General features: G+C 65.2%; 19 protein-coding genes. 13 read left to right on the top strand and 6 right to left on the bottom strand.

All coding sequences use genetic code 11. The features are described from left to right. Positions 1-7 precede the first annotated feature (7 nt). The 5 genes from AC5P5M_RS00225 to tssJ all read right to left on the bottom strand — a co-directional run bounded on the left by AC5P5M_RS00225 (position 8) and on the right by tssJ (position 6,359). On the bottom strand, positions 8-520 hold the full coding sequence (locus tag AC5P5M_RS00225; protein ID WP_495205444.1) for a hypothetical protein: 513 nt from the start codon (positions 518-520) through the stop codon (positions 8-10). After that, complete coding sequence (locus AC5P5M_RS00220) at positions 517-3,384, bottom strand: type VI secretion system Vgr family protein (protein ID WP_262100776.1); 2,868 nt, start codon at positions 3,382-3,384, stop codon at positions 517-519. The genes AC5P5M_RS00225 and AC5P5M_RS00220 overlap by 4 nt, the downstream gene beginning before the upstream one ends. A gap of 10 nt (positions 3,385-3,394) precedes the next feature. Continuing rightward, the gene (icmH, locus tag AC5P5M_RS00215; RefSeq protein ID WP_065175286.1) at positions 3,395-4,186 is read right to left on the bottom strand and encodes a type IVB secretion system protein IcmH/DotU; all 792 of its coding nucleotides are present in this window, start codon (positions 4,184-4,186) and stop codon (positions 3,395-3,397) included. Next, entirely contained in the window at positions 4,186-5,520 is a 1,335-nt protein-coding gene (gene tssK / locus AC5P5M_RS00210) for a type VI secretion system baseplate subunit TssK (protein WP_053517623.1), read from the bottom strand. The genes icmH and tssK overlap by 1 nt, the downstream gene beginning before the upstream one ends. A 215-nt stretch (positions 5,521-5,735) precedes the next feature. Continuing rightward, positions 5,736-6,359: a type VI secretion system lipoprotein TssJ gene (gene tssJ / locus AC5P5M_RS00205; protein WP_053517622.1), complete on the bottom strand. Its 624-nt coding sequence runs from the start codon at positions 6,357-6,359 to the stop codon at positions 5,736-5,738. A gap of 238 nt (positions 6,360-6,597) precedes the next feature. Between tssJ and AC5P5M_RS00200 the strand changes: the two genes are divergently transcribed. From AC5P5M_RS00200 to AC5P5M_RS00140, 13 genes are all read left to right on the top strand, one after another. Next, the gene (locus AC5P5M_RS00200; RefSeq protein ID WP_180877009.1) at positions 6,598-7,218 is read left to right on the top strand and encodes a tetratricopeptide repeat protein; all 621 of its coding nucleotides are present in this window, start codon (positions 6,598-6,600) and stop codon (positions 7,216-7,218) included. A 30-nt stretch (positions 7,219-7,248) separates the two neighbouring features. After that, positions 7,249-7,749 (top strand): type VI secretion system contractile sheath small subunit, encoded by a 501-nt coding sequence (tssB, locus tag AC5P5M_RS00195; RefSeq protein ID WP_053517620.1) that lies wholly within the window; start codon positions 7,249-7,251, stop codon positions 7,747-7,749. Positions 7,750-7,752: 3 nt separating this feature from the next. Beyond that, positions 7,753-9,243 (top strand): type VI secretion system contractile sheath large subunit, encoded by a 1,491-nt coding sequence (gene tssC, locus AC5P5M_RS00190; protein WP_053517619.1) that lies wholly within the window; start codon positions 7,753-7,755, stop codon positions 9,241-9,243. A 146-nt stretch (positions 9,244-9,389) separates the two neighbouring features. Continuing rightward, entirely contained in the window at positions 9,390-9,887 is a 498-nt protein-coding gene (locus AC5P5M_RS00185; RefSeq protein WP_006465355.1) for an Hcp family type VI secretion system effector, read from the top strand. Between the two features lie 126 nt (positions 9,888-10,013). Beyond that, positions 10,014-10,502: a type VI secretion system baseplate subunit TssE gene (gene tssE, locus AC5P5M_RS00180; protein WP_180877011.1), complete on the top strand. Its 489-nt coding sequence runs from the start codon at positions 10,014-10,016 to the stop codon at positions 10,500-10,502. Next, entirely contained in the window at positions 10,502-12,337 is a 1,836-nt protein-coding gene (gene tssF / locus AC5P5M_RS00175) for a type VI secretion system baseplate subunit TssF (RefSeq protein ID WP_495205443.1), read from the top strand. Before tssE ends, tssF begins: the two co-directional genes overlap by 1 nt. Further along, positions 12,301-13,392, top strand: coding sequence for a type VI secretion system baseplate subunit TssG (gene tssG, locus AC5P5M_RS00170; RefSeq protein ID WP_053520394.1), 1,092 nt, complete (start codon positions 12,301-12,303; stop codon positions 13,390-13,392). The genes tssF and tssG overlap by 37 nt, the downstream gene beginning before the upstream one ends. Positions 13,393-13,458: 66 nt before the next feature. Further along, positions 13,459-16,212 carry a type VI secretion system ATPase TssH gene (tssH, locus tag AC5P5M_RS00165; protein WP_495205442.1) on the top strand — a complete coding sequence of 918 codons (2,754 nt, stop codon included), beginning with the start codon at positions 13,459-13,461 and terminating at the stop codon, positions 16,210-16,212. A gap of 22 nt (positions 16,213-16,234) precedes the next feature. Beyond that, a complete protein-coding gene (locus AC5P5M_RS00160) occupies positions 16,235-16,585 on the top strand; it encodes a hypothetical protein (protein WP_053520392.1) in 351 nt (116 codons plus the stop codon). Between the two features lie 121 nt (positions 16,586-16,706). After that, entirely contained in the window at positions 16,707-19,445 is a 2,739-nt protein-coding gene (locus AC5P5M_RS00155; protein WP_495205441.1) for a type VI secretion system Vgr family protein, read from the top strand. Between the two features lie 4 nt (positions 19,446-19,449). Next, positions 19,450-20,355 carry a DUF4123 domain-containing protein gene (locus AC5P5M_RS00150; protein WP_495205440.1) on the top strand — a complete coding sequence of 302 codons (906 nt, stop codon included), beginning with the start codon at positions 19,450-19,452 and terminating at the stop codon, positions 20,353-20,355. Continuing rightward, positions 20,348-23,362, top strand: a complete 3,015-nt coding sequence (locus AC5P5M_RS00145) for a T6SS effector BTH_I2691 family protein (protein ID WP_495205439.1) — start codon at positions 20,348-20,350, stop codon at positions 23,360-23,362. The genes AC5P5M_RS00150 and AC5P5M_RS00145 overlap by 8 nt, the downstream gene beginning before the upstream one ends. Beyond that, entirely contained in the window at positions 23,362-24,303 is a 942-nt protein-coding gene (locus AC5P5M_RS00140) for a DUF6708 domain-containing protein (RefSeq protein WP_053520405.1), read from the top strand. The genes AC5P5M_RS00145 and AC5P5M_RS00140 overlap by 1 nt, the downstream gene beginning before the upstream one ends. A 50-nt stretch (positions 24,304-24,353) precedes the next feature. On the opposite strand, the gene AC5P5M_RS00135 is transcribed toward AC5P5M_RS00140, so the two are convergent. Continuing rightward, positions 24,354-25,103, bottom strand: a complete 750-nt coding sequence (locus AC5P5M_RS00135; protein WP_262218316.1) for a hypothetical protein — start codon at positions 25,101-25,103, stop codon at positions 24,354-24,356. Positions 25,104-25,135: the final 32 nt, after the last annotated feature.

Genomic DNA, 25,135 nt, shown 5'->3' with positions numbered 1-25,135 from the left:
TGTCGTCCTATCGGGGCGTCAGCGTGCTCAGGGCCTGTGCGACATCAACGCCCTGGGGCAGACGGCGGGTGGAATCGAGCACCAGTACCCAGCGCTTCTCGTCGGGCTGCTGCTTGAGAAGGTAGCGTTTCAGCTCGACGGCAGCGTCGTCGTCGTATGGCGTGTCCTTGAAGGACAACTCAGCGATGTAGAGGACCACCTTGCCCGCCTCGACCCGCACACGCGCATCGCGGAGCGGGAAGTCAGCCGTGGCCGTCGCCTTTACGAGGAAATCCACCGGCGGCGCATCGTTGCGTGCGAGCAGCGGAAGCTGGTTCCACACGGCTTCGTTGGCAATCGGACGGTACTGGAAGCTGTAAACATGGAAACTGTGGGCATTGGAATGACTGACATACCCGGAATTCACGCGCAACGTACCTTGAGCGGTCTTGATGTCAGTGCTGCCGGTCGAATACTGCTGCGCATTGGCGGAGGGGCCCATGCACAATGCGAGCAGCAGCAGGAAGTGTCGGATGATCATGTTGATGACGGGGGTTCGTTGAGCAGTTCCAGGATCTGTTCGGACGTCAGGGCGCCGGTCGCATCGGCCGCGTCCAGGTTCCCGAGGAAGGGGTCGCTGCCGTCGCTGTCGGGTGTGTCGCCGTCATTCTCGGGTGGGCGGCCCGGCGCCGACACCAACATTTCCCAGGTGTCATCGCCAACCTCCAAGGTCAGCGGCCGACCCAGGCCATCGGCCATCACGCGGGGCAACCGACCGTCCTCACCGATGGTTCCGCTGGCGACCTGTTCGCCTTCGTTGTTGAAGATGCGGTAGGCCTTGTCCTTCCACCCCATTTCCTTGGCCAGTACATCGGCGCCTTCCAGCGCGAAGCGCAGGCTTTCCTTGAACGAGTACAGCCCACTGGGAAGTACCGGCATGGACGGCGCATCACTTCCCCCCCCCATGAACGGATGCTCGCCCGCCTTCACCTTGAACTCGCCCGGGCAGCTGAACGTGATGTTGCCGCCCTCCAGGGTGATCGCGCTGCTGCCGGCCTGCAGCACCACTTTGCTCTGCGCCAGCACATCGATGCGGTCATCGGTGGCGGTGATGGTCAGTGCCTGGTCGCTCAGCAGCTCCAGTTCGCCATCGTTGGCCTGCAGGCTGACCGGGCCCTGGGCGGCGATCACCCGCAGCGGGCCGCTCTGCGCGAACAGTGAGACGTGCTCGCCGGACACCGTGGCGATGGTCTCGCCTGCGCTGATGTGCAGATCCTGCTGCACCGTCATCTGCAGGTTCTGCCCGGCGTAGGCCACCGCGCTGGCGGGCGTGGTCCAGGCAATGTGGTGCGGTGCTTCGGCCAGCAGCAGCGGCTTGGCCAGACGCTCCACCGGCTGGTCACCCGGGCTGCGGCCATCGCCGCCCGGCTTCATCGCGCTTTGTCCGTTGACCTCGCCTTCGTAGCGTCCCTGTGCCTGCGGATCGATCTGCTCGCGCAGCTGCTTTGTGCGCTCGAACTCGGCCAGTCCGGGCACCTGCTGCTGGGCCAGGGTCTGCTGCATCTGCTCCAGGCTGCGCTCGGCGCCCTTGAGCTGCGCCACCACGCTGGCGTTGTCCATGACCGTGGAAGCGGCCCGCTCCTGCGCGCTGGCGGACAGCAGCAGGCCTTCGGCCGCATGCACGTTGCCCCAGCCCTGCGTGGCCAACTCGAAGCCCTCGCCGCGCAGGGCGCCGCGGGCGGTGTTCTGGTGCGCGATCAGGTAGCCCAGCTCCAGCCGGCTGTCGGCCAGCGAGCTGTGCAGGCGCGTACGCAGCTGGCCCGGCGTGTCATCGATCACCCATTGCTGGGTGCCGCTGCCGTCATGGGCCTGGGTGTGCAGGCCGCTGAGTACGCCGGGATGGCGCGCGTTCTCATCGATGCCGCCGCCGAAGGGTGGGGCGACCTCACCGTTGTAGAGCTGGCCGGTGACGCGCGGCTGGTCGATGTCACCGTGCAGGAATTCCACCAGCACTTCGCTGCCGATGCGCGGCAGGAAGGCCGTGCCCCAGTTCGGGCCGGCCACCCATTCGGCCACCGACACCCAGCTGCCGCTGGTGTGGTCGCCCGGCGCATGGCCGGTCTGGGCGCTGCCGGTGTCGGTCAGACCGCCCGGATTGGGCTGGCTGCCGCGCTGCCAGCCGAACTGGATGCGCACCTGGTGTTCGCGGTTCGGGCTGACGGCCGCATTGGCCACACCCACCACGCGTGCGGTCTGCGGGCCATGCAGGGTGGGGCGGTCCTGCGGCAGGGCGCGCAGCGGCACCCCGGCGCCGGTGGCGAGGAAGGCGTTGCGGTAGGCGCCGCGCTCCAGATCGGTACTGCCGAGCAGCTCGGCGATCCCCTGGTCCAGATTGTTGACGGCGACGTGCTGCACGGCCAGCAGCTGGAAGCGCTGGCCCTCATGCTGCGGATGCTGGGCCAGACTGAATGTGCTGCCTGCGGCCAGCTGGCGCTCGCTGCCGCTGCCGCTGTACAGCACCTGGCCAACGCGCAGTGCGTCCAGCCGCGCCTGCGCTTCGGCGTCGGCCCAGGCGGGCTGGGCGAAGCGGCCGGCACGCGGCTGCACATAGACCTCCAGCGCGGGCAGGGTGCCGGCATCGGCACTGGACTGCGCCGCCACGGCATTGACCTGTTCGCTGTGCCAGCTGGCGACGGTACTGGCGTTGGGCACCAGCTGCTGGCGTTCGGCGAAGGCAGTGATGCCATCGCTGCTCTCGGCCATGTCGGCGCGATGGAAACGCACGCGGCCCACATCGGGCAGTTCGGCGCCGGGCTCGAACACCACCAGGGTGTGGGCGGCATCGCCCTCCTGCGCCTGCTCGATGCGCCAGGCCAGGCCGGCCTCGGACAGCAGGCGGGTGACGAAGGCCCAGTCGGTTTCGCGGTACTGGGTGGTGATCGCGCGGGCCGGCAACTGGGCCTGCACGTCGAAGCGGAAGGCGGCCTGCGGGTAGTCGGCGAAGATCTGCTCGCAGATCGCGCGGGTGTCCTGGTCCTGGAAAATCACTGCGTTGCGGCGAAGGCGCAGCAGGGCGGTCCAGGGTTCGAGGGTGAGCCGGTAGCGGGCCAGCCCGCCGTCGCTTCCCAGCTGCGCCGCCTCGGTGCACAGCCCGTGCCACTGCCGCAGCGCGCCATCGGCCTGGCGCAGCTGCAGGGTCAGCGGCTGCTCCAGCCACGGTTCCAGTTCCAGGAACGCATCGGTGGCCAGGCAGTCGATCTGCAGGCGGTTGTCACCGCACACCGATTCGATGCCTTCAAACCGCTCGACCACAAGGCCCTCGTCGGGGCCCTTGAGCTGGATCAGGCGATCCCGATGCGACAGCGAGGCGAGGGAAGCAAGCAGCGTGGAGCGCGAGATGTCCATATCGTCAGGCTCATGGGAGGGTGATCGTAATGTGGGCGGTGCGCTCAGGCATCTGCACCACGTCGTTGTAGGCGGCCAGCTGCTGACGGGTTTCGTGTCCGAGGTAGGCGCGCATGCCGAAGAACGCGACGATGCCGAAGCAGCCGACAACCACGGCCGGCAGCCACAGCGGCACGACCCGGCGCAGGCCATGGCGCACGTTGTCGGGCGGCAGCGCGTGCGGGGCGAAGCCGTGGCGCTTGCCCTTCAGGTAGACGATCTCGTCACCCAGGCGCGCGGTCAGATAGCCCAGCTTCTCGGTGCCTTCGATACGGTACTTGCCCTCGAAGCCCATCAGCAGGCAGTAGTGATAGACCTCCAGCGACGGCAGGCGCGCCGCGCCCTGGCGGCGCAGTTCTTCCAGCCGATCGAAGAAGTGCTCGCCGGCGAGGTGCTCGCCGAACAGGCGCAACTGCAGCGGATTGCGTTCCCAGGTTTCGTGCAGCGGCGACGGCTGCGACAGGATCGCCTCATCCACCGCGGCGCAGAACGCGTACTTGGCGGCGTAGACATCTTCGGACGCCACGCCAAGCCGCATCGCGTTGCGTTCGACGCCATCGAGGAACTTCTGCACCGTCTGCACGAAGCCCTCTGCGTCGTGCGGCAACTGGCCACGCTTGAGCAGAAGCAGCAGGTAGAAGCCGTCGGACATCAGATCCTGCAGGCTCTGCGGATTGGCCGCCTGCGGCGTCGGATTGACCATCGCGCCATTGGCGGTCAGCGACGGCATCGGACCCGGGGTCGGGGGCAGGGGGGAATTCATCATGAGGTCACCGCCACAAGTTCCATCTTCAGCTCGGCAATGCCGGCCGGCACATAGATCATCACCGACTGCGCCTTGAGCATGCGCTCATACAGCGCACCGCGCGAATCGAATTCGAAGTAATGGCTGCCCGGGCGCACCGGGATCGCTGCCGGCACCTGTGCGGCGTGGGTAAGCTTCACGCCTGGCAGTGCGGACAGCACGCACTTCTCGACATCGTCCGGCGCGCCGACCTTGAAGCGCACCGGGACGCTCTGGATCAGCTCCTGCGCCGGCAGCGAGGCGGAGACGGACAGGTAGAACGAGGCGTTCCCGTCGATCCGCTGCGAGTCCAGCCGACCGAGGTGGTAGGACGGCTTGACCTCGTTCAGCGCGATCTTGAAGTAGCGCGTGGAGATCACCGTATCCAGCAGTGCCCGCACGATCTCCAGCAGCTTGCGGAACGAAGCTTCCGGCTGGTCGTGGCGGTACACCGGCAGGTCGCCCAGCTGGTAGGCGTTGGAGAAGGTCAGCAGTGCGCCCGCCATGCGCAGCAGTTCCTGGTGCAGGCGCTCGGGATGCAGCTGCGGATGATGCAGCAGATGGGCCAGCGCGCTGAAGGAACTGTTGATCGTATGCAGCAGCCAGAACGACGCGATGTCGCCCGAGCGGAATTCGATGATGTTCTGCGACGTCTGCCGATGCAGCCCGTACAGCGCATCGACCTTGGCCTGCAGCGCATCGAGCACCGCACGCAGTTCACGATGCAGGAACGGCGAGGCCTGCAGCTGCGCGCAGGGCGGGATGAACTCATCGTCCAGCTCGAAGCCGCCGCTGGAGGTGCGGCGCACACGCGCCACCGGCACGGTGGCATAGGCATCACGGGGCTGGTCGTCGGTAAGCAGCTTCACCGCCTTGCTCAGGTAGGCCAGTTCGGCCTCCACCGCATCGGTGAACAGGTCCTGCGTATCGCGGTTGGCCTGCCGATAGCGCGCAAGCACGGTGCCTTCCGCATCGGTGCAGTTGGCGCCGTCATCGCGCAGCAGCGGAAGTGCCAGGTAGATCACCGTGGACTGCACGCCAGGCGGCAGATCCTGCAGCGACACCGCGTCCGGCAGGCTGTCGTGGGCGGGGGCATCGTAGGTTTCGCCATCGGGAAACACCGCCGACAGATCGAGCGGCCTCAACGTGCCGCCGGACAAGGCATGGGGGTCGAAACGCACGCGGCGCGCGCCCCACGCGTACGGGTGCAGCGTCTGCGAAAGATCCTGCAGCCGTGCCTCGTGATACGCGTCCTGGCGCTGGAAATGCTGGGGCCGCAGGAACAGCCCTTCACCCCAGAGAACCTTCGACATCCTGCTTACATAAGCCACATTCAATCCTTGGAAATACCTTGAAAGGTTGCCCCTTGGGGGCCGGTTCCGCCGTCCTCGCGTTCCGCTGCGGCGAAGGCCCTGCCTTGCAATGTGAAAGTGTGAATCACATCGCACATTGATTGCGGCGGGGCAAACGTTGCGCGGAAGATACTATCGCATTGCGGCAATTTGAGTGCCAGAATTCCGACGCGGTCCTATTTCGCGCCTGCACAGCGGATCGAGGCAAGACTGCCCGGATCGCCGGAAAGTCGTGTGAGCAGGGCCTTGCTGTCGCTGGTCAGGGCACAGGCGTGGACACCGATGGTCACACCGTCCTGCGGCAGGGTCTTGCCCTTGGTGTCGAACGCGAGCCGCCAGCGGTTCTCGGCGGGGGCGCGGAACAGGGCGACCACGCCCAGCACTGCACTTCCTTCACTCAGCTGCTCGGACAATTCCTGCCGGGCCCCGGGGGTCAGCACCACCTCATTGACCGACAGCAGGTCGGCACCGAGGGCGGCCTGCTCTCCGGCCTGGTCCAGGAATGCGTTGAAGGGCGCCTGTTCGAACCGTTGCAGGCTGCGCAGGTGGTAGACCTTGACCACCGCCGCACTCGCCCGCTTGTCGTTGCCGGCATTGAGGTTGGTGCCGGCATACAGGCGCAATGGGACGGTCGGTGGCGCTTTCGGCTTTTCCTCGCGGATGCCGACGGCCTGCAGCGTCTTGTCCATCGCTTTCCCGAGCTTGCTGTCGCTGGCGCAACCGGCAAGGGAACCCGAAACAATGAAGGAGAAAATCGTGACGGATATCACGCGGCGAAATGAGGAGAGTTGCGCATTCATCTGGAGTCGGCGGGCTCGAAGGGCGGGGTGAAAGTCACGTATGCAACGGATTTCGCTCGCGGATATCACATTGGAATGTGAAGAATGTGTCTATCAAAACCGCCACATTCTTGACGAAATTCACTATACCGATGCGTATTCGCGAATGTACACTGCCGCCGACAGGGGCAGGAATCCCGTGCGGTGTATCGGCGGCGATTCGGCTTCCTTTAGGAACTAATTTCGACGAGGGATCACTATGGAAGTGAAGGCAATGGGGAAGGCTGTCTACCGGCCGATGTTCGCGCTGATGTTGCTGTCGGGCCTGGCGGCCTGCTCATCGGCACCGAAGAAGGCCGAGGTCGTGCCGTTCGAAACGACGCTGAGCAATGCCGAAGCACAGGTCACCACCGGTGGCGCGGATGCCGCCATCAGCGCATTCGAGGAAGCGGCGAAGGCCGATCCGACGCGCAAGGAGCCGTGGGTGCGCATCGCTCAGCTGCAGTTCGACCAGGGCCAGTATGCCCGCGCCATTGTGGCTGCCGAGGAAGTGCTGCAGCGCGATCCCAGCGATCTGGTCGCCGATGGCGTGATCACGGTGGCCGGTTTCCGCATTGCCAACCAGTCGCTGACCCGCCTGCAGGGGCGCGGCGCGCTGGCTTCCGATACTGCCCGCAAGGAAGCGCAGACCCTGGCTACCACCCTGCGCAACACCATGGGTGATGCCATTCTCGATCCGGCGCCCAAGCCGAAGCCGCGCAGCCGCGCCCGTGCCGGCCGTGCCGCCGCGCCCGCCGCTGCCGCGCAGCCCGCTGCACAGCCGGCCAAGCCCGCTGCCCGCTCGAACAACTCCGATCCGTTCCAGAACATCGGCAACTGATCCGGACCCGGCCCCAGTCAGGAGACACACATGGCCAAGAAGGAAAGCATCCAGAAGCGGCTGCAGAAGATCCGCCCGCCGCGCGTCCAGCTCACCTACGATGTCGAGAAGGGTGACGCGATCGAGCAGAAGGAACTGCCGTTCGTGGTCGGCGTGATGGGCGATTTCAGCGGCAACCCGGAGCAGCCGCTGCCCAAGGTCAAGGATCGCAAGTTCGTCAGCGTCGACATGGACAACTTCGACGAAGTGATGGAAGGCATCGCCCCGCGTGCGGTCTATCGCGTGCCGAACAAGATCAGCGACGAAGGCGGCGAATTCGGCGTCGAGCTGAAGTTCAATTCCATCGATGACTTCCGTCCCGAGGCGGTGGTCCAGCAGATCGAGCCGTTGCGGCGCCTGCTCGAGTCGCGCACCAAGCTCGCCGACCTGCGCAACAAGCTGGCCGGCAACGAGAAGCTGGAAGACCTGCTGACCGATGTGCTCAACAACACCGAGCAGCTGAAGAAGCTCGGCGTGACCAAGGAGGACTGACCGATGTCAGCCGAAGCCAGCCCGTTGGCCACGCAGGCCGCCGTTGCCGAAGACGTCGGCCTGCTCGACCAGATCGTCGAGAAGAGCAAGGTCGCCAAGTCGAAGACCGAGCATGACCGCGCCAAGGACATCATCGCCGCGCTGGCGAAGGAAGTCCTGGACGGCACCGTGGTCGTCTCCGACAACCTCAACCTCACCCTCGATGCGCGCATCGCCGAGATCGACCGGATCATCTCCGAGCAGCTCAGCGCCGTCATGCATGCCGAACCGTTCCAGAAGCTGGAAGGCAGCTGGCGAGGCCTGCATTACCTGTGCCAGCAGACCTCCACCGGCCCGAACATGAAGATCAAGGTCTTCAATTCGCCGCAGAAGGATCTGGTCAAGGATTTCAAGTCGGCCATCGACTTCGACCAGAGCGCGCTGTTCAAGAAGGTCTACGAAGAAGAGTTCGGCACCTTCGGTGGCGCGCCGTTCGGCGCACTGATCGGCGACTACTTCCTCGGCCGCCAGCCGGAGGACATGTACTTCATCGAGCAGATGTCGCACGTGGCTGCCGCCGCGCACGCGCCGTTCATTTCGGCAGCGAGTGAAGGCATGTTCGGCCTGGAAACCTTCACCGATCTGGGCAAGCCGCGCGACCTGGCCAAGGTGTTCGACACGGTCGAGTACGCGAAGTGGAAGTCGTTCCGCGAGAGTGAGGACAGCCGCTATGTCGGTCTGACCATGCCGCGCTTCCTCGGCCGTCTGCCGTACAACCCGAAGGATGGCACCACCGTCGAAGGCTTCAACTTCGTCGAGGAGATCGAAGCGGCCGACCACAGCAAGTTCCTGTGGTGCAACACCGCCTATGCGATGGGTGCGCGCCTGACCCAGGCCTTCGAGAACTTCGGCTGGTGCGCGGCAATCCGTGGCGTGGAAGGTGGCGGCCTGGTCGAGGACCTGCCGACCCATACCTTCCGCACCGATGATGGCGAAGTCGCGCTGAAGTGCCCGACGGAAGTGGCCATCACCGACCGTCGTGAAAAGGAACTCAGTGACCTCGGCTTCATGCCGCTGGTGCACTGCAAGAACACCGACTACGCCGCGTTCTTCGGCGCACAGTCGGCACAGAAGCCGAAGAAGTACAACACCGATTCGGCCAACGCCAACGCGATCCTGTCTGCCCAGCTGCAGTACATTTTCGCGGTGTCGCGCATCGCCCATTACCTCAAGGCGATGATGCGCGAGAAGATCGGCAGCTTCGCATCGGCGGGCAACGTCGAGGAATTCCTGAACCGGTGGATCGCCCAGTACGTGCTGCTGGACGACAACGCATCGCAGGAAGCCAAGGCCCAGTTCCCGTTGCGCGAGGCATCTGTGCAGGTTTCGGAGGTGCCGGGCAAGCCTGGTGTCTACCGCGCGGTGGCCTTCATCAGGCCGCATTTCCAGCTCGATGAGCTGTCTGTTTCGTTGCGTCTGGTCGCCGAACTGCCGGCGTCCGCGAAAAAGTCGTAACGGTTTGCTGTAACTGAAGCGTCCAGGGGAGTCCGCTCCCCGGATTGCAGTGACGCTTATTTCAAGAGGGCGCAGCCCCCCTTAACCGCCAGGCCCCCGCCTGGCACATCAAATCTCACGGAAGAACGGAATTTAGGAGACCAGATATGCAGCACGCTTTCCTCTCGATTGACACCATCAAGGGCGAGTCGCACGACGACAAGCACAAGGACTGGATTGAAATCCAGTCGTTCTCGCAGGACCTGTTGCAGCCGCGTTCGGCCACCGCGTCGACCTCCGGCGGCACCACCGCTGCCCGCGTGAACCTGTCCCCGATCGAAATCACCAAGTCGATCGACCTCGCCTCCACGGCCCTGAACCAGGCCGCCTCCAACGGCACCACCTTCCCGAAGGCGCAGATCCAGTTCATGCGCGCCGACAAGGACGGCAACGCGATCAATTACTACACGGTCGAGCTGCTGAACGTGCTGGTCCACCGCGTCACCACGACGGTGGACAAGGAAGGCATGCCGCAGGAAGTTGTTCAGCTGAGCTTCGGCGCCATCAAGTGGACTTACCAGCAGCAGAAGCCGGAAGGCGGCGTTGGTGGCAAGACCGTGGCGCAGTGGAGCGCAACCAAGAACATCCCGAACTACACCGTGTGATGTTGTGTCACTGCGATGGCGCCTCGTGCGCCATCGCAGTCTGATCGTCGGGCAGGGCCAGGAACGGCCCTGTCTCTGCCGCACCGCTGCCGCCCGCACGGATGCCGAACCTGAGTGGATCGACCAATGAAGGGACTCGAACCCAGCCTGCTGGAAAAACTGTTCGACGACGCCCCCAAGCAGCCGGGCGCCGGGCCGGTATTCAAGTCCGTCTCGCTGGAGCAGTACAAGGAATCCATTGCCCGTGACCTGGAAGGGCTGCTGAATTCGCGCGCCGCGTTCCAGGAAGGCGACATGAAGGAGTTCCCCAACTGCCGGCAGTCGCTGCTGACCTACGGGCTGGCCGATTTCTCCGCGATGAGCCTGGCCAACGCCTATGATCGCGCCGCCATCTGCCGCTCCCTGGAGCAGGCTGTGGCGCGCCACGAGCGCCGGCTCCGCAACGTCAACGTGCACCTGGACGCCGGCAATCAGTTTGCCGGCGGCCTGCACTTCACCATCCATGCGCTGCTGGATCTGGAACCGGCGCGCGAGCCGGTCAGCTTCGACGCGATGCTGCAGCCCTCGACCCTGCAGTACCAGGTCACCCGCGCACGTCGCACGCAGGCCGGCTGATGCAGGACCTGCTTCCTTATTACGAACGCGAACTGGCCTATCTCCGTCGTTACGGACGCGAGTTCGCCGAGCGTTACCCGAAGATTGCCGGCCGCCTGCAACTGTCCGCGGAGGGCAGCCAGGACCCGCATGTCGAGCGGCTGATCGAAGCGTTCGCGCTGCTCAGTGCCCGCGTTTCCAAGCGCATCGAGGACGACTATCCCGAGTTCACCGACGCGCTGCTGGATGTGCTCTATCCACATTACCTGCGCCCGTTCCCGTCGTGCTCGATCGCCCACTTCGACATGGAAGGGGTGGCCTCCAAACTGAGCGCGCCGGTGCGCGTACCCCGCGGTACCGCCCTGCAGAGCCGCCCCGTGCGTGGCGTTCCGTGTGATTTCCGCACCGCCTACGACGTGGTCCTGGCACCGGTCGGGGTACAGCAGGTGGTCTACCGCAGTGTCGCCGATGCACCGATGGCCACGACGCTGCCGGCGGGCACCGGCGGCCAGATCTCGCTGGGCTTCCAGCTGCTGTCCGATCAGCTCGGCTTCGGCCAGCTGGGCACCGATCAGCTTCGCCTGTTCCTGGATGGCGAGCCGTCGGTGCGGGCCGCTCTGCGCGATGCGCTGATGCTCGGGGTAAAGGCGGCCTATGTCGAATCCGATGGCGATGGCCGCTGGCGACGCCTGGAAAAGGTCCCGCTGAGCCCGGTGGGCTTCGCCGAGGATGAGGCGCTGATCGACTTCCCGGCGCGCTCGCATCCGGCGTACCGGCTGCTGACCGAGCTGTTCGCCTATCCGGAGAAGTTCGGATTCGTCGATCTGCACCTGCCCACAGTGACCGCCGGCGCCAGTCGTCGTTTCACGCTTCACCTGGTGCTGCATGCGCAGGGCCAGGACCGGGCCAACACGATGGTGCTGGAGGAGCTGGGAACGCACAACGTGCGCCTGGGCTGCACCCCCATCGTCAACCTGTTCAGGACCAGTGGCGAGCCGATCCGCGTCACCCATCGCACGGTCAACTATCCGGTGCTGGCCGACGCGCGTCGCGCCTTCGCCTACGAGGTGCACTCGATCGACTCGGTGCACCGCATCCGGCAGACACCGCAGGGCGAACTGATCCAGGCCTTCCGTCCGTTCTACTCGCTGCATCACGGTGAAGATCCGGAGCGGACCGGTCAGTACTGGGTGGCACGTCGTGACGAGGATGTCGCACGGCAGAGCCCCGGATTCGAGACGGAGATCAGCTTCGTCGACCTGTCATTCAATCCGGTGCTTCCGCAGACCGACACGGTCAGCCTGGAGCTGACCTGCAGCAACCGCGATCTGCCCAACCAGCTGGCGTTCGGTGTGGCCGGTGGTGACCTGAACATCGAGGGCGGCAGCCCGGCCAGGGCGATCAGCCTGCTGCGCAAGCCGACCAAACCGCTGCGTTTCCGCCATGGCCGCAATGCGCAGTGGCGCCTGATCTCGCACCTGTCGTTGAACCAGCTGTCACTGACCGCCAGCGGCCTGCCAGCGCTGAAGGAGATGCTGCGCCTGTACGACCTGTCCGGCAGCAATGTTTCCGCTCGCCAGATCGACGGCATCCTTGAGCTGCAGCAGACCCCGACCACCACCTGGATGCATGGTCGGCAGTTCGCTTCGGTGGTGCGTGGCCTGGAGATCCGCCTGACGATCAATGAAGCCCACTTCGTGGGTACCGGTGTGGCCGCCTTTGCCCAGGTGATGGACCACTTCTTCGCACTTTACGTGCATGCCAACAGCTTTACCCGTCTGGTGCTGGTTTCCGGCGACAGCGGGGAGGAGATCGTCCGATGCCCAGCGCGCAGCGGCGAATCGATCCTGGCGTAGCCCAGCAGCTGCTCACCGAGCCCCACCGCTTCCAGTTCTTCCAGGCGGTGCGGTTGCTTGAGCAGGTGTTCCAGCGGCAAGGCGTCAAGCCCGGCCAGGCCGTGCCGATGCGCGTGCGCTTCCGCAACTCGCTGTCGCTGGGCTTCCCGGCCACCGAGTTGTCCGCGGAGGGTGAGGTCTACTCGCTGAAAGGCGAGCGGCTGGAGGGGCGCGAGGCCATCGAGCAGGCGCTGCACGGCGAGGAGCTGGCCGAGGTTCACCTGACTCCGCAGTTCATGGGCCTGCTGGGCACCGCTGGCGCATTGCCGCTGCATTACACCGAGACCCTGCAGCTGCGCGAGTTGTACCAGCGCGACCGCACCGCGCGCGCGTTCCTGGACATATTCTCCACACGCGCCGTATCGCTGCACTACGCGGCGTGGAAGAAGCATCGGCTGGCGCTGCAGTACGAACTGGATCGCCGCGAGCGCTTCCTGCCGCTGGTGCTCTCGCTGCTCGGCATGGGCATGAGCGAGCTGCGCGATCGCCTGCACGAGGGCGAGGGCGAGATCTTCGATCAGGCCGTTGCCTATTACGCCGGTGCCGTGCGCCAGCGCCCCGTATCGGCCGTGCTGATGCAGCGCATCCTGTCGGACTATTTCCAGGTGCCGTTGCACCTGGAGCAGTTTGTCGGCGCGTGGTACCGGGTGCCTGCCGGTCAGGCAACGCGGCTGGGCCAGGCCAATGCGGTGCTGGGGGCGAGTGCCCTGGCTGGCGATCGCGTCTGGCAGCGAGACCTGCGCATGCGACTGCGCATCGGGCCGCTGCGGCGCGATCAGTTCGACGCCTTCCTGCCGGGTGGCAGTGCGGCCGAAGCCCTGTCCAAGTGGTTGTCGTTGTTGACCGGCGGCGTTCTCGAGTACGAAGTGCGGCTGGTGCTGCGCGCCGAGGATGTGCAGGGCAGCGCCCTCGGCAGCGGCGGCGGCGCTCGGCTGGGCTGGGACAGCTACATGTGCACCCAGGCGCAGACCACATCGCGTGAGGACACCACCTATGGCATCCACACGCTGCAATGACAACCCGCCGCAGGCCTCCGCGCCTGCGGTCCTCGAACGGTTCCAGCAAGGAGTGCGTGTTTCCGCATGAGCATCAACCTCAAGACCCTGATCAGCAAGCTGGACGACACCTGCCGCCAGGCGGCCGAGCGGGCCGCGAACCTGTGCATGGCGCGCGGCAACTATGAGGTGGACCTGGAGCATCTGTTCCTGGCCCTGCTCGAGCAGCCGCAGAGCGATTTCGTGTTGATTGCCCGTCGCAGCGGCATCCTGCCGGAATCGCTGGAGCGTGATCTCAACGATGAGATCAGTCAGTTCAAGACCGGCAACGGCCGCACGCCGGTGTTTTCCCAGCACATTCCCAAGCTGTTCGAGCACGCCTGGCTGATCGCCTCGCTGGACTCGGAAACTACCCGCATCCGTAGCGGCCATCTGCTGCTGGCGCTGCTGACCGAGCCGGACCTGGCGCAGTTGGCCTACCGTGGCTCGAAGCTGTTCGTGCGTTTCAAGCGCGAAGAGCTCAAGCACGACTTCGCCAAGCTCACCGAGGGCTCGCAGGAGGCGGTGCAGACCGTCCGCTTCGCCGATGCCTCGGCGAAGGAAGAGGGCGGTGAGGGCGAGGAAGCCGTATCCGGCGAGGCCAAGGGTGGGTTGTCCAAGACGCCGGCCCTGGACCAGTTCACCACCAACCTGACCCAGCGCGCCCGTGAGGGCAAGATCGACCCGGTGATCGGCCGTGATGGCGAGATCCGCCAGGTGATCGACATCCTGATGCGTCGCCGCCAGAACAACCCGATCCTCACCGGCGAAGCCGGCGTGGGCAAGACCGCCGTGGTCGAAGGTCTCGCCCGGCGCATTGCCGACAAGGACGTGCCGGAGGTGTTGCAGGGTGTCGAGCTGCACACGCTGGACATGGGGCTGCTGCAAGCGGGTGCCAGCGTCAAGGGCGAGTTCGAGAACCGCCTGAAGAACGTGATCGACGAGGTCAAGAAGAGCCCGCATCCGATCATCCTGTTCATCGATGAAGCGCATACGATGATCGGTGCCGGGGGCACCGCCGGCCAGAACGATGCGGCGAACCTGCTCAAGCCGGCGCTGGCCCGCGGTGAGCTGCGCACGATCGCGGCGACCACCTGGAGCGAGTACAAGAAGTACTTCGAGAAGGACGCGGCGCTGGCCCGCCGCTTCCAGGTGGTCAAGGTTGAAGAGCCCAGTGAAGTGCTGGCCGCAGCGATGCTGCGCGGCATGGTGGGGTTGATGGAGTCGCACTTCAACATCCGCGTGCTGGACGAAGCGGTGACCGAAGCCGTGCGTCTGTCGCACCGTTACATCAGTGGCCGCCAGCTGCCGGACAAGGCTGTCAGCGTGCTGGATACCGCCTGCGCGAAGGTCGCGCTTGGACAGAGCGCCACGCCTGCGATCATCGAAGACACCCGCAAGCACCTGGATCGCCTGCAGGCGGAAATCAGCGCGCTGCAGCGCGAAACCGCAGGGGGCAGTGCACAGCACAGCGAGCGCCTGGACGAGCTGCATGCCCAGCAGGCGGAAGCGCAGGCGGTGCTGGCCAGCAATGAGGAGCGCCTCACCCGCGAGCGCGAACTGGCAGGCCGCATTGCCGCGCTGCGCCAGCAGATGGAGCAGGGCCAGGCCCAGGCGGCCGATGGCGAAGCGCCCAGCGATGACGGTGAGGGCGACGTCGCCGTGGCCAAGCCGGCCACCAAGCGCGGCAAGGCCAAGCCGGAACTGTCGCCGCAGCATGCTGAACTGTCGCGACTGCAGGCCGAGCTGCGCGAGTTGCAGGGCGAGACGCCGATGGTCCCGCTGCAGGTCGACGGAACCGTGGTCGCGGAGATCGTGTCGGCATGGACCGGCGTACCGCTTGGCCGCATGGTCAAGGACGAGATCCGTACCGTGCGCACGCTCGGAAACCTGCTGGTCGAGCGCGTGATCGGACAGGACCACGCGCTGGATGCGATCGCCCAGCGCGTGCGCACCGCCACGGCCAAACTGGAAGACCCGAACAAGCCACGCGGTGTTTTCATGTTCGTCGGCCCCTCCGGTGTCGGCAAGACCGAGACCGCGCTGGCGTTGGCTGACATTCTCTATGGTGGTGAGCGCAAGCTGATCACCATCAACATGAGCGAATACCAGGAAGCGCACAGCGTGTCCGGGCTGAAAGGCTCGCCGCCGGGCTACGTCGGTTACGGCGAAGGCGGCGTGCTGACCGAAGCCGTGCGCCGCAACCCTTACAGCGTGGTGCTGCTTGACGAGGTGGAGAAAGCCCATCCCGACGTGCTGGAGATGTTCTTCCAGGTCTTCGACAAGGGCGTGATGGATGATGCGGAAGGCCGCGAAATCGACTTCCGCAATACCCTCATCATCCTGACCTCCAACATCGGCTCCTCGCAGATCATGCAGGCCTGCCTGAACAAGCCGGCCGAGGAGATTCCGGCGGCCGACGCGCTCGCCGACGCGCTGCGCCCGGTGCTGATGCGCAGCTTCAAGCCGGCCTTCCTCGGCCGCCTCAAGGTCGTACCGTACTACCCGATCAACGACGACGTGCTTGCGCGGATCATCACGCTCAAGCTCGGTCGCATCCGCGACCGCGTCATTGCCAACCACAAGGCCACCTTCAGCTGGGACGACAGTCTGGTGGAGGCCGTGCTTGCGCGTTGCACCGAAGTGGACTCAGGTGCCCGCAACGTTGACCACATCCTCAATGGAACCTTGCTGCCGGAAATCGCCGAGAGCGTGCTGGCGGCGATGGCCGAGGGGAACCGGATCAACGCCATCAAGGTCACCGCCGGCAAGAAGGGTGACTTCAAATACAAAGTGTCTTGACACTGAGCAAATGGAGAAGGCAATGGAATTCTATGGATTCGACCGCGAAGCGGCTCTCAACCACTGTGACAGCCTGGAACTCGGCCTTGGCCGTGAGCTGGACCGTGTGCGTGCCTGGAACCGGCTGCGCCCCGAACATGTGATCGAGCTGCTGGAGACCGCGGTGCCCGCTGCCCGCCAGGATGCCCGCAACGTGGCCGCGCAGATCAGCCGCGGTTCCTGGCGCATCCACATGGATGCCCCGGTCGTGGGCAAGCCGCAGCTGGTGAGCAACGTGCGCGAACTGCAGATCACGGCCGGTGGACGCGATTACCGCCTGAAGATCAGCGAAGGCGTCCGCCTGCAGCTGGAAGAAATCGTCCAGGCCGCCTGATGATCGTGTGAGCTTGTCGCCCCGCACAGGGGCGCAGGCCACGCGGAAGCGGGAACCGGAGGAAGCCGATGCGCACGCCGCATGCAGACCACCTTGAAGCACGGGAAGTCGGGGAATCACCATGGACCTGGTAAACAACCTGCGGGCAGCGCTGGCCGGCCCATCGCATGCACAGCGCTTCCTGCGGCTGCACACCTCGCTGGGGAGCGACGTGCTGGTGGCCGAAACGCTGGATGGCGTCGAACAGATCGACGGCATCGGTTTCCAGTGGACGATCACGGCGCTGTCGCTGGATGCGGGCCTGCCGCTGGGCCCGCTGATCGGGCAGGGCGCGCTGCTGCAGATGCAGCAGGCCGACGGCAGCCTGCGGCCGTTGCATGGACGCATCACCGCCGCCGAACGGCTGGGCAGCAATGGCGGGCTGGCGCGCTACCGGTTGCGCCTGCAGCCGTGGCTGGCGTTCCTGTCGCAGCGGGTGGACAGCTATGTGTTCCACGACAGGACGGTCGTGGAGATCGTCGAGGACATCTTCGCCGACTACGGTGGTCTGGCCCCGGCCTGGCGCTGGTCGCTGGCCGATGCCGGCCAGTACGCGCGGCGCAGCCTGACCACGCAGTACCAGGAAAGCGACCTGGCCTTCCTGCAGCGCCTGCTGGCCGAGGAAGGCATCTATTACTGGTTCGAGCACGCCGGTGACCCTGGCAGTGCCGACTTCGGCAGCCACACCCTGGTGCTGGCCGATCACAGCCATGACACCGCCGAGCTGGGCAGCGTGCGCTTCCATCGGCGCGATGAAAGCGAGCGCAGTGACAGCGTGCAGCAGTGGTCGACCGCGCACCGCTGGCGTCCGGGCAAGGTGCAGCGTGCCACCTGGGACTACCGCACCCTGGAGCGCCGCCAGGCCAGCGCCGAAAGTGGGCAGGCCAACGACCTGGGCATCATCGACCGCGACACCTGCGGCCCCTACGGCTGGCAGGACAATGCCCGCGGCCAGCGCCGCGCGCAGCAGCACCTGGATGCGCTGCGCGTGCGCGCGCAGACCATCGAGGGTGCCGGCCAGTGGCGCACGCTGGCCCCGGGCGCACGGTTCGGGCTGTCGCAGCACCCGCAGGTGAGCCAGGACGCGCAGTTCCTGTGTCTGTCGGTGCAGCACCAGGCGCGCAACAACCTCGATGCCGATGTGTTCGATGCGCTGGAGCAGACTTTGGGTCCGTCCAGCGTGGCCGCGCCGGCACTGCCGGGCGCGCTGTCGGGCCTGGCCAATGGGCGTGCGCCCGGTGAGGTCTCCACCGCCTTCTACGACAACCGCTTTGTGGCCATCCCGGCCGAAGTGACCTACCGGCCGCAGACCGACGATGGCCATGGCACGCATCTGCATCCGCGGCCGACCATCACCGGCACGCTCAGTGCGATCGTGGTCAGCGATGGCGACCCGCTGCTGTCCGACCGCGACCACCGCATCAAGGTGCAGTTCCCGTGGCAGCGCGGCGGCAACGCCAGCAGCGGGCTGGCCCATCCGGGTGGGGACGACAATGCCCCGGCCACCGGGGGGGCCTGGACGTGGGTGCGGGTGATGACCCCATGGGCGGGCGACAACTGGGGCGGCGTGGTGCTGCCACGGCGCGGCCAGGAAGTGCTGGTGGCCTTCCTGGAGGGCGACATCGACCGCCCGGTGGTGGTCGGTGCGGTGTACAACGGCCGTGGCCAGCAGGACGCGCAGCACAACCAGATCAACGGTGGCGGTGCCAACGCCACCGGTAATGCGCCGGCATGGTTCGAGGGCAACGATCACGCCGCGGTGTATACCGGTTTCAAGAGCCAGGCGCTGGCCGACAGCCAGGGCGGGCAGGGCGGCTACCAGCAGCTGCGCTTCGATGACACGCCGGGCCAGGGCCGCGCGCAGCTGTCCACCACCCAGCACGAGACCACCCTGACCCTGGGCCATCTCAAGGGCGGCCAGGACAACGTGCGCGAGGGCGAGCGGGGCTTTGGTGTGGAACTGTCCACGCAGGCCCAGGGTGCACTGCGCGCCGGCCGTGGCCTGCTGCTGACCACCGAGCCGGGTACGCCGCAGCTGGCGGCGCCGCAGGCACTGAGCCAGTTGCAGGAAAGCCAGCAGCTGCTGCAGCAGCTGGCCGAGTCGGCAGGCAAGCAGCAGGCGCAGCTGCCTGGCGAGGCGGCCGAGTTGCCGGTGGACACGACGCTGACTGAACTGCAGGAGACCCTGCGCGCCACCCACAGTGGCAGCGCGGCGGGCAGCATCGCCGGTGGCGACGGCGAAGCGCCGGGCTGGAGTGCGCCTGTCCTGCTGGGCAGTGGCGTGGCCGGCGTGCTGAGCCTGACCCCGGCCGACCAGGTGTGGGTCAGCGGCACGCACACCACGCTGGCCAGCGGCGTGGCGCTGAACTGGATGACCCAGGGCTCACTGACGATGGCCGTGGCCGGCGGCCTGGTGCTGTACACCGCCGGCATGGAACCCAGCGGCGAGAGCCCGAACCAGGAGCGCGGCATCGCGCTGCATGCGGCACAGGGCAAGGTGAGTGCGCGTGCGCACAAGAACCAGGCGATCGTGGCGGCCAAGACGCAGGTACGCATCGCCAGTACCGAAGCGGACGTGCAGCTGTCGGCGCCGAGCAAGCATCTGCTGGCGACGGCGGCCGGCGCCTACATCCGGATCGAGGGCGACAACATCGAACTGGGCGCGCCGGGCAAGGTGGAATTCAAGGCGAGCCAGCGCGAATGGCTGGGGCCGGCGAGTGTGCCCGGTGAGGCGACGAAGAACGAAGGGAAGCTCGCCCTGTGCCCGACCAAGGCGGCAAACGCCGAGCGCACGGGTGCGGCTGTCGTGGGAGTGGGCTGATGCCATGAGCTTTTCGCATAGGCACTTTCTTGAACACCCCATTGCGATCATCAGTGAATCCACACTTGGCCTGATCCCACTCCTGGCCCGGTTCCAGTGCCACAGCCTGGAACCGTCGGGACTCGCTTTGCCTGCCGGTGTCTGCCCGCATCTGGTCGTGCTCGATGGCATGGATGCAGCACTGCGCCTTGCTCTGCTGGACGAGCTGGAACATCTTCATGTGGAGGGAGAGCTGCGTGGGCTGCTGGCATTGCTTGGGAGCAGTGAGTCAGGAGAACGGGTAGCGGCGCACCTGCGCTCGGTAATGCTGAGACGCAAGCCCGGCAGTACGCGCTATTGGCTCCGGCTCCACGATCCGCGTGTATTCATGCATTTTCCCCGCATCCTTGACTCCCTCCAGCTGCGTGATCTGATGGGACCCATCAGCGTATGGTGGTGGCGCGATCCCGACCTCAATCGTTGGGGAAGCATCGACCGCCCAGCGGAAGCAGGACAGCCTGGCCAGGGCTGGACAGAGCGTCAGTGGGATGCAGTCTTCAGGATAGAACTGGTGAACCGTGTTGCGCTCGATGTGGTGCGCGCCGCCCCTCAGATGGCGGCCCATCCAGATCTCCACGAGCGCGCCGACGTGGCCTTGCGAAGAGCGATCGAACTGGAAGCGCTTGTAGTGCCGGAGGACCAGCAGGCATTCGCCTTGGACCATGTGATCCATGGAGAGGTGCTGTTCGCCCACCCGGAAATGCAACGCTGCCTGCGCGACGTTCGCGAGAATGGCGCGACCTACGTCGGCGGTACCGTCGATCTGGACCTGTTCGCGCTCGCACGCGCCACGAATCCAGCAGCCCAGGCCGAACGCCCCTCCGGGCGGCACTGGTCGGAAAATGAAATCAAAGGAGTGAGAGATGTCTGACTTCAAGCCAGGTTGGTATATCGTCTCCGAACCGGATGCCGAGGGACGGACCACGCTCAAGTACTTCGCCGAGCGAGGTCTGGTCACCTGTGAGTGCTACAGCACGAGTGATGGCCGACAGATCTATCTCTGGGGTAACCGTGAGCGCCCGGCGGGACGAAAGGAGTCCTGGAAATCCACCTACAGGTTCGTCGCGACGGATCCCAATGGGCATTGGGACAACGAGAAGGTTGCTGCCAAGACCAACAAGGGTGCAGGCCAGGGGAAGGCGAAGGCGCTTTCCCCCTGTGAAGACCTGACCAAGCACTGCCCCGCCTGTGACCGGAAAGGCCTGCTGCTCATGCCATTGCGTTATGCGGTCGCGAGGGCGGACGTCAATGGCTGGGCGCAGGCCCCGAAGCTCGCTGGAAGTTTCGCCAGTGGTGGAAGCGCGGTGCCGCTGCCTGGAGCGCTTGCGCAATACACCCTGAGAACAATGCGCGAGGGCTACCTGTATGTGTTCAACGAGCGACTGGGTGCCAAGGGGTGGAAGGGCTACCTGGTAGATGCCAAGGGCTATCTTTCCGAGTTCGACGTGCACGCGTCGCAGCCTCCGACCCTGGAAGCACTGGACAATGCGCCATGCGGTCGCCGAGCGACATCCGAGATGGCGCGCTGCATACCCATTCCTGATGCGCACCTGCCTGGCAAGGTCGGCAACATCTGGATGGCGTTCTGCGATACGCCCTGGACCCCTGCCGTGTTGAAGGAGCACATGGACAAGCCTGCAGTGAGACAGGCGAACATGCGTGTGTTCGATGGTGCCGCGTGGTGCGAGTCCAAAGGCGCAGCAGCGCAGTCGCATGCCGCGACCCTCGCCGCGAATCATTCCAACGTTGCGGAGTTCAAGGTGGGCGGGGATCTGTTCGAGCGGATGATGCAGCCGATCAGCTTTGCCTGGCCGCTCGGGCTCAACGCCGTGCAACAGAACACGTCACCAGCGTTCGCCGACTCATTGAGTCCCTTCATCAGTGCGGTGGGGAAAGTTCCCCAGCTGCTTGAGGCCGCCAGGCAGGCCGGAAAGGATATTCCGGTCGCAATGGTTGCGCTTGAGGATCCAATAGGCATTGCGATGGACTTGAATGCCCAGATCATCCGACGGACCCATGCATGGACCAACGAACCGCTGCGCCGCTGGAAGCGGGAAAGCGCGCAGGCGATTGATGCGCTCGCCATGGCGGTGCGGCACAACGTTGTCCAGCGCACGAGCGAGACACGCTCGGCCGTGGCGGGAATTTTCGGAACATGGTTCCCCGCGCACTCCAGCGCGGTGTACCGCGGACGGAACCCGGGCGAGAAAATGGAGTACGCGGGCTACATTACCGAGGAAGAAGCTGATCGTCTCGGCACGGAAGCCTGGAATAGCGACCATATCGAACTGTTCGACAATGCCAAGAAGAAGAACTACATCGAGGTTGAGTACCCCGCAGAGCTCTCCGCATTCGAGAAGGCAACCATCGAGCCGCTCGATGCTGCGTATCTCTCGTGGATGAAGTCGGATCTTTACAGAAATCACTTCATCTACAACTTCGACAGGCGGAACATCGACAGCGGCGTGGCCTATGTCCACAAGGTGATGCTGGTCATCACCGATGCCACGGCACGCGCCAGCGTTACCCGGTTCCTGATGGATCGCCTTGGTGATGACCCTGAGAAGCCAGGCTCCGTCGAGGTGCGTGCCCTGGCAGCCAATCAGGATGAGATCATCAAGGGGTGGGCAGCGGCTACCAAGGAGGGGGCCATGAAGAAGGATGGCGTCAGCTGGGCGGATGCGTCCGAGAAGATCTGGGGCGTGTTCAATTCCGTGCTGACCAGTGATGGCTACAAGGCGGCGATGGCTGGTGGCCCTGCGCCGGTTGGCGGAAAGTGGATGGAGGTGGCGATGAATGCCATCGCCAAGTACGCGTTCCAGATCAGCGGCCCGGTGGTCTCGAGACTGAATGGATTCGGCAACGGTGCGGTGGGCTGGGTGGCGGCAAAACTGCCCGAGCGACGCATCATCTCTCTGCTGGGGGCGCTCGCCAAGACGGAGGATCCGAACCGGCGATTGAGGTTGATCGACCTGCGCACGGAGGCGACCCGCAAGCAGGCGACCCGAATGGTGGCCTCCGCGCTGGCAAGCATTTCCGGCGGAAACGAACAGCAGTACCGCAGCGCCGTGCGCGCATCGCTTGATGGAATCCAGGATGCGCAGGGGCGGCGCTATCCGTATCAGGCCCTCATGTTCGTTGACGAGGGCGAAGCACAGCGCCTGACCCAGTTGCGGGGTGCACAGCTCGATGCGCACATTTCCCAGTCGGTGATCGTGCGGCACGAGGAGTTCGATGCGCTGCTGCAACGAAATGTCAGGCGGGTTTTCGATCTTGATTTCAAGGCCGGCGTCGTCTCGAACATCTTTACCGCCTTCAGCCTCGGGCGAGCGTGGGATGAGATGAAGAAGGCGAAGCAGGAAGAGAAGGACGTCAAGATCGTCAACTTCGCAGGTGGCGTCGCGGGATTGACTGGCGGTCTGATGGAGCTGAGCGCAGGTGTGGCGAAGAAGCACCCCTGGTGGGTTGGCACCCACGGCATCAGGTTGCGGGCACTTTCCGGACAGCTGAGCACAAGGGCGGGGCTGCTGGGAGGGCTTGGAAAGTTCCTTGGCGCCGCGGCGGGATTCATTGGCGGCACGCTGAACATCATCGACGGCTATCAGGACATCGGTCTTTCGCGAGGTTATGGCATCTGCATGATTGGCCTTGGTCTGGCCAGCATCATCGCCGCCATCCTGCTGTTCACTACCTTCGCCTTCGTCGGCTTGATCATCGGCCTGGTGGTCGCGATCATCACGTTGATTGTCGGCTACTTCAAGCCGACGAAGATACAGAAGTGGCTTGATGCCTGCTATTTCGGAAAGCACAAGAGCAAGAAATTCGAGGGTCTCCAGCAGGAGACAGAAGGCTTGAAGGCACTGAGTGAGGCGGATTGATGTACAGCGGCTGGATGCGCAGTTTCCCGACGGATCGCTTTCTCTCGGCGCAGGAGAGCGCCTCGCGTTTCGATCCTCGGATCGCCGAGGATGTCGCACCTGACGAACGTGCGTCGTTGGTTCATTTCAACTCGACCTACATCGATCTGATCGACCGAAGGTTCCGCCTGCGCGGAATGGTCTCGACCACCATGGTCCTGCTGGGGACGCTGGCCCTGTTCCTGTTCGGTTTCTTCCTGCTTTTCACGCTGGTGATCCCGAACCTGGAAGGCGACTTCTGGGACTGGGTGATGTACGCCATGGTCGGCGTGTGCGTGGTCGGTGCCCCGGTGCTGTTCTGGCACACGACGCTGCGCTACGAGTTCTTCACCTATGTCTGGTATCCGACACGGTTCAACCGGCGCAACCGGACGGTCTACTTCTTCACGGGTGGGGAGGAGGGCGCTGTATCCGTCCCATGGGATGAGGCCGTGTTCTATATCGGGCAGGGGACCAGCCAGGCGTTCCTGCGCGACCTGCGCTGCAGCATCCTCGAGGATCGGGTGATCAAGCGCACCTTCGCGGTGGGCCACTACTTCGATGACGAACAGAAGATCCGCGGCATCTGGGAGTTCATTCGCCGCTACATGGAGCAGGGGCCGGCAGAGGTGGTCGATACCATCGAGGGTCGCCAGATGAATCTGTCCGTGACGCCGTCATGGCGCAACTGCTACCTGTTCGTGGTGGCCAGTCTCGGTCCCAGCCTGCTGGGCGCACGCTTCATCCTGATGCCCTTGCTGCTGCCCCTGGTGTTGTGCCGATGGCTGGTCCTTCGATCCTGCCGCGCGCCCGTGTGGCCACAGTGGGTGGAAGACGAGTGCGCAATCGATGCCAACGATCCTCTTCGGCTCGTGGAACCCGAGGTGATGGCGCAGTTCGAGCCGGATCGGCGTCCGCTCTGAGCGGGCCTCTGCGGCAGCGCCCTGCCTGCGTCAGCAGGCAGGGCTCGGGATCACATCGCCGGGCAGGCCGGATCCTTGCCGCTCACCGCCGCACAGATCCTGCGCCGGCAGTCCACGCCTTTCAGTGACGTAGGGCTGGGGCAGCTGCGCAGCTGCGCCTGGATGTTGGATTCGGTCGAGGCGGACTTCTTGCTGGCCACGCGCTCGAATGCGGCGCGCTCATCTTCGGCGCGTTTGCGCTGGTCTGCTTCGATCTGGGCGATCAGATCATCCATGCTCTGAGGCTGGGCCTTGGCTTTTGCCTTGGCCTTGTCCTCTTCCTTGATGATGCCGAGCAGGGTGCCGAGCAGATTTTCATCGCCCTTGCCTGCGGTACCGGCGGCGCGACTGCTGCGTTCACCCGGCTGGGCGCCCCGTGCCCGCGTCGTTGCAGCGGTGCCGGTGGTTGCGGCAGCGCCCGCAGCAGCGGTTGCCGCGTCAGCGGCAGGCGCGGGTGGGCTCCCGGTGGTGGCCGGCAGCGCCGGCTCAGTCGGAGAAGCGGGCGCATCGACGATCATCGCGGCACCTTCACCCGGTGCCACCGACGGGGCGTCCGGGTGCCCGGTCACATGGCCGGTGTCGGGTGTCAGTGAATACTCGGACGGGTCGCTGTAGTCATTACTACCGGACAGACCCCAGGCGGTCAGCCCGGCGATGACGACCACGGCACTGGCCAATGCCAGCCACAGGACCGTACGGCGTTTGCCGCTGGACGGCGCGCGTGCGGCACGTGGCGACGCGGTTGCCTGCCGGCCCTCCATGTCTGCCAGAATACGGCCCGAATTCGGGGCCT

It is taken from the genome of Stenotrophomonas sp. YJH_SMC_106-19, from assembly GCF_059368375.1.
Note: the sequence above shows the minus strand (reverse complement) of the source record. Positions and strands in the feature narration are given on the sequence as shown.